This is a genomic window from Arthrobacter sp. Hiyo1 (assembly GCF_001263615.2).
In the GTDB taxonomy this organism is placed as follows: Bacteria; Actinomycetota; Actinomycetes; order Actinomycetales; family Micrococcaceae; genus Arthrobacter.
In genome coordinates, this window is the sequence record NZ_DF952471.1 from 402,953 (window position 1) to 411,522 (window position 8,570).

At 64.7% G+C, this 8,570-nt stretch carries 9 protein-coding genes and 2 pseudogenes; 7 read left to right on the forward strand and 4 right to left on the reverse strand.

The window, feature by feature from the left end:
* The 5 genes and pseudogenes from AHiyo1_RS13380 to AHiyo1_RS13400 form a co-directional block, all read left to right on the forward strand.
* A pseudogene (locus AHiyo1_RS13380) lies at positions 1 to 253 on the forward strand (molybdate ABC transporter permease subunit); the annotation flags it as partial.
* On the forward strand, positions 250 to 1,314 hold the full coding sequence (locus tag AHiyo1_RS13385; RefSeq protein ID WP_059388897.1) for a sulfate/molybdate ABC transporter ATP-binding protein: 1,065 nt from the start codon (positions 250 to 252) through the stop codon (positions 1,312 to 1,314). The pseudogene AHiyo1_RS13380 and the gene AHiyo1_RS13385, both read left to right, overlap by 4 nt.
* A gap of 216 nt (positions 1,315 to 1,530) precedes the next feature.
* Positions 1,531 to 1,797 (forward strand): LysR substrate-binding domain-containing protein, encoded by a 267-nt coding sequence (locus tag AHiyo1_RS28265; protein ID WP_445286220.1) that lies wholly within the window; start codon positions 1,531 to 1,533, stop codon positions 1,795 to 1,797.
* Positions 1,683 to 2,117, forward strand: coding sequence for a LysR substrate-binding domain-containing protein (locus AHiyo1_RS28270; RefSeq protein ID WP_172465582.1), 435 nt, complete (start codon positions 1,683 to 1,685; stop codon positions 2,115 to 2,117). The genes AHiyo1_RS28265 and AHiyo1_RS28270 overlap by 115 nt, the downstream gene beginning before the upstream one ends.
* A gap of 3 nt (positions 2,118 to 2,120) precedes the next feature.
* Positions 2,121 to 2,741 (forward strand): LacI family DNA-binding transcriptional regulator, encoded by a 621-nt coding sequence (locus tag AHiyo1_RS13400; protein WP_059388898.1) that lies wholly within the window; start codon positions 2,121 to 2,123, stop codon positions 2,739 to 2,741.
* 3 nt (positions 2,742 to 2,744) lie between these two features.
* On the opposite strand, the gene AHiyo1_RS13405 is transcribed toward AHiyo1_RS13400, so the two are convergent.
* From AHiyo1_RS13405 to AHiyo1_RS13420, 4 genes are all read right to left on the reverse strand, one after another.
* Positions 2,745 to 3,731 (reverse strand): bile acid:sodium symporter family protein, encoded by a 987-nt coding sequence (locus AHiyo1_RS13405; protein ID WP_059388899.1) that lies wholly within the window; start codon positions 3,729 to 3,731, stop codon positions 2,745 to 2,747.
* A 237-nt stretch (positions 3,732 to 3,968) separates the two neighbouring features.
* Entirely contained in the window at positions 3,969 to 5,468 is a 1,500-nt protein-coding gene (locus tag AHiyo1_RS13410; RefSeq protein WP_059388900.1) for a SulP family inorganic anion transporter, read from the reverse strand.
* Between the two features lie 6 nt (positions 5,469 to 5,474).
* The gene (locus AHiyo1_RS13415; RefSeq protein ID WP_059388901.1) at positions 5,475 to 6,578 is read right to left on the reverse strand and encodes a GTP pyrophosphokinase; all 1,104 of its coding nucleotides are present in this window, start codon (positions 6,576 to 6,578) and stop codon (positions 5,475 to 5,477) included.
* 54 nt (positions 6,579 to 6,632) lie between these two features.
* On the reverse strand, positions 6,633 to 6,908 hold the full coding sequence (locus AHiyo1_RS13420) for a hypothetical protein (protein WP_148667558.1): 276 nt from the start codon (positions 6,906 to 6,908) through the stop codon (positions 6,633 to 6,635).
* Between the two features lie 182 nt (positions 6,909 to 7,090).
* Between AHiyo1_RS13420 and AHiyo1_RS13425 the strand changes: the two genes are divergently transcribed.
* Positions 7,091 to 7,900, forward strand: a complete 810-nt coding sequence (locus tag AHiyo1_RS13425) for an alpha/beta hydrolase (RefSeq protein ID WP_059388903.1) — start codon at positions 7,091 to 7,093, stop codon at positions 7,898 to 7,900.
* A 69-nt stretch (positions 7,901 to 7,969) separates the two neighbouring features.
* Positions 7,970 to 8,570: pseudogene (locus tag AHiyo1_RS13430) on the forward strand (PfkB family carbohydrate kinase); the annotation flags it as partial.

An 8,570-nucleotide genomic window follows, 5' to 3' on the forward strand; every position in this document is an offset into this window, starting at 1 on the left:
TCCCGGTCTTGCGTCGGGGGCGGTATTGTCCTTTGCCCGCAGCCTGGGCGAGTTCGGGGCCACGCTGACTTTCGCGGGGAGCCTGCAAGGTGTCACTCGGACATTGCCTCTCGAAATCTACCTGCAGCGCGAGACCGACGCGGACGCCGCCGTCGCCCTTTCACTCGTGCTTGTCGCCGTGGCGGTGATCGTCGTCGGACTGTCTTACCGGCGTCCCCACCGCGCAGACATTCCCGCGGAGGCCGCCGCGTGAGCTTCCACATCGACGCCACCGTTCGGGCCCGAAACCTCGACGTGTCATTGAGCGTCGGGCAAGCGGAAACCGTGGCGATCCTCGGCCCCAACGGGGCCGGAAAGTCGACGCTTCTGTCCGTCGCGGCGGGACTCGTGCGGCCGGATGCCGGCTCTGCCCGCCTAGGGGACCAGGTTCTTTTCGACCTCGACGGCGGCAGCCGGGTATGGACCCCTCCACACCTTCGCGGTACGGCGCTGTTGGCCCAGGAACCGTTGCTTTTCCCGCACCTGAGCGTCCTCGACAACGTGGCTTTCGGCCCGCGCAGTGCAGGCGCTTCCCGGGCGGAATCACGCGAAACCGCGCGGTACTGGCTTGCCGAAGTCGACGTCATGGAGTTCGCCGGGAGGAAGCCCGGGCAGCTGTCCGGGGGACAAGCCCAGCGTGTTGCGGTGGCCCGCGCGTTGGCGGCCAGTCCCGAATTGCTGCTCCTTGACGAACCCATGTCCGCCCTGGACATCCACGCCGCTCCGCACTTGCGCCGGCTCCTGAAACGCGTCCTGTCCGGGCGTCGGGCCCTGATCATTACCCACGACGTCCTGGATGCGCTCATGCTCGCGGACCGCGTAATCGTCATGGACAAGGGCAGGATTGTGGAAGAAGGCGCCACCCGCGAGGTCTTCCGGCGTCCACGAAGCCAGTTCGCCGCTGGTCTGGCCGGAGTGAACCTCATGTCCGGCACCGTCACGGAGGACGGACTCAGGACGCTCGCCACCGCGGAGCTTCCCGATCTTCATGTCGCGGGACACCTCGATGACGAAGCGGAACCGGGCGAGCCCGGCGTCGCCGCTTTCCCGCCGTCGGCCGTTTCCATCTTCCTGGACGCCGCCCACGGCAGCCCGCGCAACTCGTTCCCGGTTGCAATCACTGATCTTGAACCGCATGGGGACCATATCAGGGTCCGGGCCGGCGATCTGGCAGCGGACATCACGCCCTCTGCGTCCGCCGAGCTGGGACTGGAGCCTGGCTCGCGCGTCTTCTTCGTGGTGAAGGCCACGGCGGTCCAGGTGTACGCGGCGTAGCTTGGGCCGGCGCTGCGTTGGCTACCGCCCGCGCGGTACTGTGAACTGGTGCCATCCGATCAAGAATCCCTGCCCGCCGTCGGCGTCCCCGACGCCTCCGACGCCGAAACAAGCGGCCCCCAGGGGCTGACTTTCGCCTACGTCGCCGGCGTGACCCCCGGGAAATGGATCCGGCGCTGGGAAGAGCGCATGCCCGACGTTCCGCTGCACTCGTTCATGTCCGACGACGGCGCGCAGCTGGAGGTCCTGCGCGACGGTTCCGCGGAGCTCAGCTTTGTCCGCCTGCCGGTGGATCGCGATGGACTCCACGTCATCCCGCTCTACGAAGAGCAGCCTGTGGTGGTGGCCCCGAAGGCCACGAAATCTCGGTGTTCGAAGAGGTGGCGTTGGAGGACCTCGCGGAGGAGAACTTCCTGGATGTCGCCGCGATGGGCGGGCCGGAGATGGCCATGCAGGTGGTGGCCTCGGGCGCCGGTCTCGTGATCCTACCGATGTCCGTGGCCCGGCATTTCAACGTCAAGGACACGGTAGCGCGGCGCCTGACCGGGGCCGAAGGGACGCAGATCGCCCTGGCCTGGCCGAGCGACTCCTCGAGCGAGGTCATCGAGGAATTCATTGGCATCGTCCGGGGGCGAACCGCCCAGAGCTCGAGGCAGCCTTCGGCGCAGCAGGAGAAGCCCAAGAAGGCACCCAAGCCGGACCGCCGCGGCACCGGCGCCAAAAAGCCGGCAGTCGCTCAGCGCTATGCCCCGAACCCGGACAAGGGCCGGGGCAAGGGCTCCCGGAAGAAAGGAAAGCGCTAGGCCATGGGACTTGGAGCGAAGCCGACCATCCGGGACGTCGCCAAGAGCGCCGGCGTTTCCCTCACCACCGTGTCCTACGTCTTGTCCGGGCGCCTCGGTGGCACCACCCGCATCAGCGAAGCAACACAAGAGCGTGTCCAGGCCGCGGCCAAAGAACTGGGTTACGTACCAAATCAAGCGGCCCGCGGAATGCGCCGCGGCAAGACCGACCTCGTGGCGATTGCCATCGGCGACCTGGAATGGCCGTGGGACCGGGCCTTGGCAACGGCCGCCGCACGCATTTTGCCTCAGCACGGCTACTTGCCCGTAATCCTCATCGGCGAAGGGTGGCGGCGGTTCATGCTCTCCGGCGGTGCCGACGGCGCCATCATCGGGGCTCTCCCGCCCGGCACCCTTCTTGACCTCACGGTGGGGGAGTTGGCCAGGCGCGGAGTAGCCCAGGTCATCATTTCGGACACGATGCAGCCTGCCGGGTTCGATGTCCTGGCCCCCGGATCCGCGGGCGGGACTCCGGAACCGGAAGCGCTCGAAGGAGCCATCACACTGCTCCTTGACCGGCTCGCAGGACGCACCATCGGCGCGGGAACCACCAAGGCGGCGCCTTGGGAGTTCAAGACGCCGTAGCTGTCAGCCCTCCTTGAGCGGCTTCCGGGCCAGCCAGGCCGCGACGATGGCACCGGAAACGTTGTGCCACAGGGAGAATACGGCCGACGGCAACGCTGCCAGGGGCGTGAAGTGCGCGGTCGCAAGAGTGGCGGCAAGACCGGAATTCTGCATGCCCACCTCGAACGCGAGGGCCCGCCGCGCCTTGTCATCGAGGCGCCCCAGCTTGCCCGCCAGGTAGCCCAGGCCGAGGCCGAAGCCATTGTGGAGAACCACCGCGAGGAAGACGATGCCGCCCGCGGCAACGATCTTGCCGGCGCTACCCGCCACCACCACGGCGACGATCAATGAGATCACGACGGCGGATGCCCAGGGAAGTGCCGGCAGCACCTTGCGCACGAGCTTCTTGAGGAAGAGGCGGGCCGCGAGCCCCCCGATGACCGGGAGGAGGACCGTCTTGACGATGTCCAGGACCATGGAGCCGGCATCGATGTTCAGGAAGGAACCCGCGAGGAAAAACACCAACAAAGGGGTCACGATCGGGGCAATGAGGGTGGAAACGGAGGCGACGGCCACCGACAGCGCAACGTCACCCTTCGCCAGGAAAGCCATCACGTTGGAGGCCGTGCCCGACGGCGCGCAGCCCACCAGGATCAAGCCCACTGCCAGCTGGGGTTCCAGGTTGAGCGCGACGGCGATCAGCCAACCAGCGCCCGGCATGATGACGTAGTGGGCCACGATGCCCAGAACCACAGCCCAAGGGCGCTTCGCCACCGATGCGAAGTCCGGAGGGGTAAGGGTCAGGCCCATGCAGAACATGATGATGCCCAGCAAGAACGGAACGCTTGGTGCCAGTGGTTTGAAGGCGTCGGGAAGCAGGAAACCGGCCACTCCGGCGAGGACCACGAGGACGGGAAAGACCGTGACCGCGATCCTGGCGATTTTGGCTTCCGCGGCCAGTGCCGGATTCAGGACGGGGGCTTCTGCGGGGTTGGTTGTTGCCTCAAGCATCGTTCTATCGTGGCACTGTGGTTGAACGTGCGCCCAATCCGTGACCCGGATCGGGCCAATATGTCAGATGACCGTCGTTTCCCAGCCCAACTGACTCGCATTTGTTGTCGTTTTGAGGGCTCATAACGACAACAAATGCGTGGGGCCACGCCGCCAGGGTTCCCTGGCCGAGCTTGCGAGGCTAGGGTGGCGGTGGGGATCAGTTGGGGGCGCGATCGTTGGGTGTGCCGGGGGACGTTAGCCTGCGTTGAGCTTGCCTGCAAGCCGTTCGCGCATCCGGACGCTCGCCGCGTTGAGGCCAACCAGCTCCACCTCGCGGCCGTGCCTGCGGTATTTCTCGGTCACGGAATCCAATACGGCAACGGTGGAAGCGTCCCAGATGTGCGAGGCGTGAAGATCGATGACCACGTGGTCGATTCCCTCCGAGGAATCCTTCGCATAGTCGAACTGCGTGTAGAGATCGTTGGAGGAAGCGAAGAACAACTCGCCATCCACCGTGTAGCTCGCCACGGTCCGGCCGTTGAGCTCGAGTTCACTCCGCTCGACAGTGGCGAAATGGGCCACTCGGCGGGCAAACAGCACCATGGCCGTGAGGACACCGGCTCCCACCCCGATAGCCAGGTTGTGCGTCGCCACCACCACGGCCACCGTCACGAGCATGACGCCGGTCTCGGACTTCGGGAGTCGCTTGAGGGTCGCCGGCCGGATCGAATGCCAGTCAAAGGTGATGAGGGAAACGAAGATCATCACAGCCACCAAAGCGGCCATGGGAATCATGCCCACCACGTCCCCGAGCGCCACCACGAGGACCAGCAGGAACCCTCCGGCCAGGAAGGTCGAGAGCCGGCTGCGGGCGCCCGAACCCTTCACGTTGATCATGGTCTGCCCAATCACGGCGCAGCCGCCCAAGCCACCCAGGAATCCGGTGACGATGTTGGCGATGCCTTGGCCCCAGGACACCCGGGCCTTGTTGGAGCGGGTATCCGTGATGTCATCCACGAGCTTGGCCGTCAAGAGGGACTCCAGGAGGCCAACCAGCGCCATGGACAAAGCGAACGGGGCAATGGTCTGGAAGGTTTCCCAGGTCAAAGGCACGTTGGGCAGAAAGAAACCGGGAAGGCTATTGGGAAGTTCGCCCTTGTCGTGCACCGTGGGGACGCGGACGCCGGCCAGCGTCGTGACGATCGTGAGGGCGACGACGGCCACCAAAGGCGCGGGCACCGCTGTCGTTATTTTGGGCAGGCCGAACACTATCAGCAGCCCGACGGCCACAATCGGGTACACCATCCAGGGGACGCCGATGAGTTCAGGCAGCTGCGCCATGAACACCAGAATGGCCAAGGCATTCACGAATCCGATCATCACCGAGCGCGGAATGAAGCGCATGAGCCGCGTGACCCCCAGGACCGCCAGGACGATTTGGAAGACCCCGGCCAGGATGACCGTGGCAATCAGGTAGTTCAGCCCGTGATCCTTCATGACGGGGGCGATCACGAGGGCGACGGCGCCGGTGGCTGCCGAGATCATAGCCGGCCGGCCACCCACGATCGCCGTGGTGACCCCCATCGTGAAGGACGCGAAGAGGCCGATGCGCGGATCCACGCCGGCGATCACGGAGAACGCAATGGCCTCCGGAATGAGCGCAAGCGCCACCACCAACCCGGCCAATGCTTCCGTCTTGAGCCTGCGGGGAGAGCGCAGTGTGAAACGGAGGGACTGGAGCTGCTCGGGTGTCATTGGTCCTTAGCTGTTGGTCAGGCGGTACCGCTCAATCTGCTTGAGACGCCGCTGGAGGCTGTCCCGCCGGGGGTGGGGGACGACGTCGGGCGCCTCGGCGGTGAGGTCGATGTGTTCAGTGCCGTACTGCCAGAGCAGGAGGTCATCCAGGAGGCGGTCCGGTCCAGGGGAGTAACGGTGATCCAGGGCTTTGCGGACCTCGGTGATCCGGTTGGCGCTGAGGAGACCGGCGAGTTCCACGGTCTTGTTCAGTCCGTGGGCCGCGAGAAGCTCCGCAGCCCAACCCCAGTCGTCATCAACTTTACGGTCAACGTGGGGAAGCAGCGTCCGCCAGACGTCACGCACCCGGTTGGGCGTGAGGGGCATGGAGCCTTCGCCGTCGAGATCCCAGTAGCCGCGGACTTCCTCGTAGCGTTCGTGGAGGTCGGCGAAGGCGCTTTCCACGGTTTCCAGCATTGCGGCTGTAGCAGTGAACTGGCGGTCGAAATGCGGTGTCCAAGCGCGCGGATCCTCGGCCTTGAAGCGGATGTCGTGTTCGATCTCGCTCCAGGCATGCGCAAAAACCGTACGTATCTGGCATTCGAAGAAGTAGCTGCCATTGGGCGGAATGTCCGGATTGAAGACCTGTTGGTAGGCCTTCACGGACTCGTTTTGGATGGTGCGGAGGATGAGGTGGCGGCTGGAATATCCGTAGGTGCCGGACTCGATGGAGCCGATGTCCTTCTCAAGGTCTCCGCGGCAATCGAAAAGCTGGCGCTGGCGCTTGATCAAGTTCGCAACTGCGGCGTTCTCGGCCGGGAGCTTGGTGATGACGCGCAGCCCCACCATGTCGTTCAAGGTCCGGAAGGGATCCGGGAACTTCAGCACCCGCGGACCCCCCTCCAGGGGCACCTCGGTGCGGGAAATCTTCTCCCGGAAAGATTCGACCGTCTTGGTGCGTCCCGTGACGAAGAGGGGCACGGACTCGCTGTTCTTGAGCATGTCCCGCAAGGTCAACAGGACATCGCGGGTGACAAGTTTCAGGGCAGGCCGGACGCGTTCGTAAAGCTCCACGTTCGCCTGTACTGATTCGCGCAGCTGAGGATCCAAGCTGTCCCAATTGCTAGCCATGCCTCCAGCTTACGGGGGAGGTCCGACAGTGGAGCTGAGCCGGGCCCTCTGGCGCTACCGGTGCGCCACCTGGAAGCATGCAACATCGTATTGGGAGGTGGGGGAGTAGTTCTGTCCACCCACTCCGCCGTTGATGCTGTTGATGCCCGGCTCGTTGAATGGCGATCCTGGGCTGTTGGCGGCATTGCCGGGTGTGTTCGGTTCGAGGGATTGGCAGGACTGGTTAGGCTTTCCAGTTCCAGGCGGGTTTGCCGCCGAAGCCGGCGCAGCCACAGCCAGCACACTCAAGGTCAAAGCCACAAGAACCGACGCGGAGATACGACGGATCATTGAAATCACGTCCGGGTAAAGAAGCATTTCCCGCAAAAACGCGGGAGTGAAGCGAGGGTAGCGCTTCACCCGTGAGGGTACGCTCGGGCAGTGGCTACAGGAAGGCTCCGCGTGGATCCTCAGGCCATCGTTCCCGCTCCGCGGCGCTCCTCCGCGATAGGCTCGGCACAAAGGAGGACACGATGAAGCGGCACAAGTACTACTACGGCCAGCACTCCAGCCAATGGGGCGAGCTGTTCGTACCCGATTCGCTACAACCACACCGCAACAAACCCGATGGAGTGGTGGTGGTGATCCACGGAGGCTATTGGCGCTCCCAATACGGCGCCGAGCTCGGTGAGCCGATTGCCCGGGATCTCGCTGCACATGGAATTGCCGCCTGGAACCTTGAATACCGGAGGGCCGGAAACGGTGGCGGCTGGCCGCATACGTTCGAAGATGTCCTCGATGGGATCGACCACTTGGGCGAGATTGCCGGCAAACATGAACTTAATCTGAACAAAGTGGTGGCACTGGGACACTCCGCAGGCGGCCATCTCGCGGTTTGGGCGGCCGGGCGGGAAAAACTCTCCAAAATCGGCGCCCCGGACGCCGACCGCCAGCTCCATCGCCATGACAACGGTGCGGCAGTGCGGCTCACCGGCGTTGTGAGCCAGTCTGGCCTGCTGAACCTTGCCGACGCCGAGCGGCTCAACCTGAGCAACGGCGCCGTCGACAACCTCATGGGTGGCGACTCGGTAAGATACCCCAAACGGCATATCTATGCGGACCCCATGAGGTCGCTGCCCATCCCCGTACCGGTCTTCGCGGTCCATGCTGCATCGGACGAGGATGTCCCGTGCAGCCAGTCCGAGGCTTATGTTGCCGCAGCCACCGCTTCCGGGGGCGCGGCCCAGTTCCTCAAGGTGCCTGGCGACCATTTCGACCTGATCGATCCCAGGGCCGTTGCGTACAAGAAGTGCCGGGAGTTGGTGCAGCGGCTGCTCGCGTGACGGTTTGCCGGCAAAGTCACCGGCTGTCATCGAGAGACGCACACCACATCCGCGTGGCAGAGTTGTCCCATGCTGACAGTCATAGGTGAAGCGCTGGTTGATGTCGTCCAGCGTTCCTCGGGAATCGATGCCCACGTGGGCGGAAGTCCGCTCAACGTTGCCGTGGGCCTGGCCAGGCTGGACCACGCAGTCCAGTTCATCGGCCGCTTCGGCAAGGATGCTTACGGCGACTCGATCGCAGCCCACTTGCGCTCCAGTTCCGTCATGGTTCCGCTGCCGCCGGACGAGAGCCCTACCAGCGTGGCCACCGCCTTGATCGACGACGACGGCGCTGCAAGCTACACCTTCGACCTCGCCTGGGAGCTTCCCGGCCTCGCCGCGCGCTTGCCGTTCATGCTTCAGGGGACCTCGCTCCTGCATACCGGCTCGATTGCCACGATGTTGGAGCCGGGCGCAGCGGATGTCCTTGCCGCCGTCGAGCATGCCCATCCGAATGCGACTGTTAGCTTCGATCCGAACTGCCGGCCCAGCATCATCAAGGATCGAGAATTTGCGCGGGCCCAGGTGGAGCGTTTCGTGGCGCTTGCCGACGTGGTCAAGGCATCCGACGAGGACCTTGAGTGGCTCTATCCGGCGTCGATGTCTTGGAATCGGCCCGGCGCTGGCTGGG

Excerpts from the sequence above, each read along its gene's own strand:
- AHiyo1_RS13425 (WP_059388903.1), top strand. The coding sequence starts at position 7,091 with ATGAAGCGGCACAAGTACTACTACGGCCAGCACTCCAGCCAATGGGGC.
- AHiyo1_RS13410 (WP_059388900.1), bottom strand. The coding sequence starts at position 5,468 with ATGACACCCGAGCAGCTCCAGTCCCTCCGTTTCACACTGCGCTCTCCC.
- AHiyo1_RS13400 (WP_059388898.1), top strand. The coding sequence starts at position 2,121 with ATGGGACTTGGAGCGAAGCCGACCATCCGGGACGTCGCCAAGAGCGCC.
- AHiyo1_RS13420 (WP_148667558.1), bottom strand. The coding sequence starts at position 6,908 with ATGATCCGTCGTATCTCCGCGTCGGTTCTTGTGGCTTTGACCTTGAGT.
- AHiyo1_RS13415 (WP_059388901.1), bottom strand. The coding sequence starts at position 6,578 with ATGGCTAGCAATTGGGACAGCTTGGATCCTCAGCTGCGCGAATCAGTA.
- AHiyo1_RS28265 (WP_445286220.1), top strand. The coding sequence starts at position 1,531 with ATGTCCGACGACGGCGCGCAGCTGGAGGTCCTGCGCGACGGTTCCGCG.
- AHiyo1_RS13405 (WP_059388899.1), bottom strand. The coding sequence starts at position 3,731 with ATGCTTGAGGCAACAACCAACCCCGCAGAAGCCCCCGTCCTGAATCCG.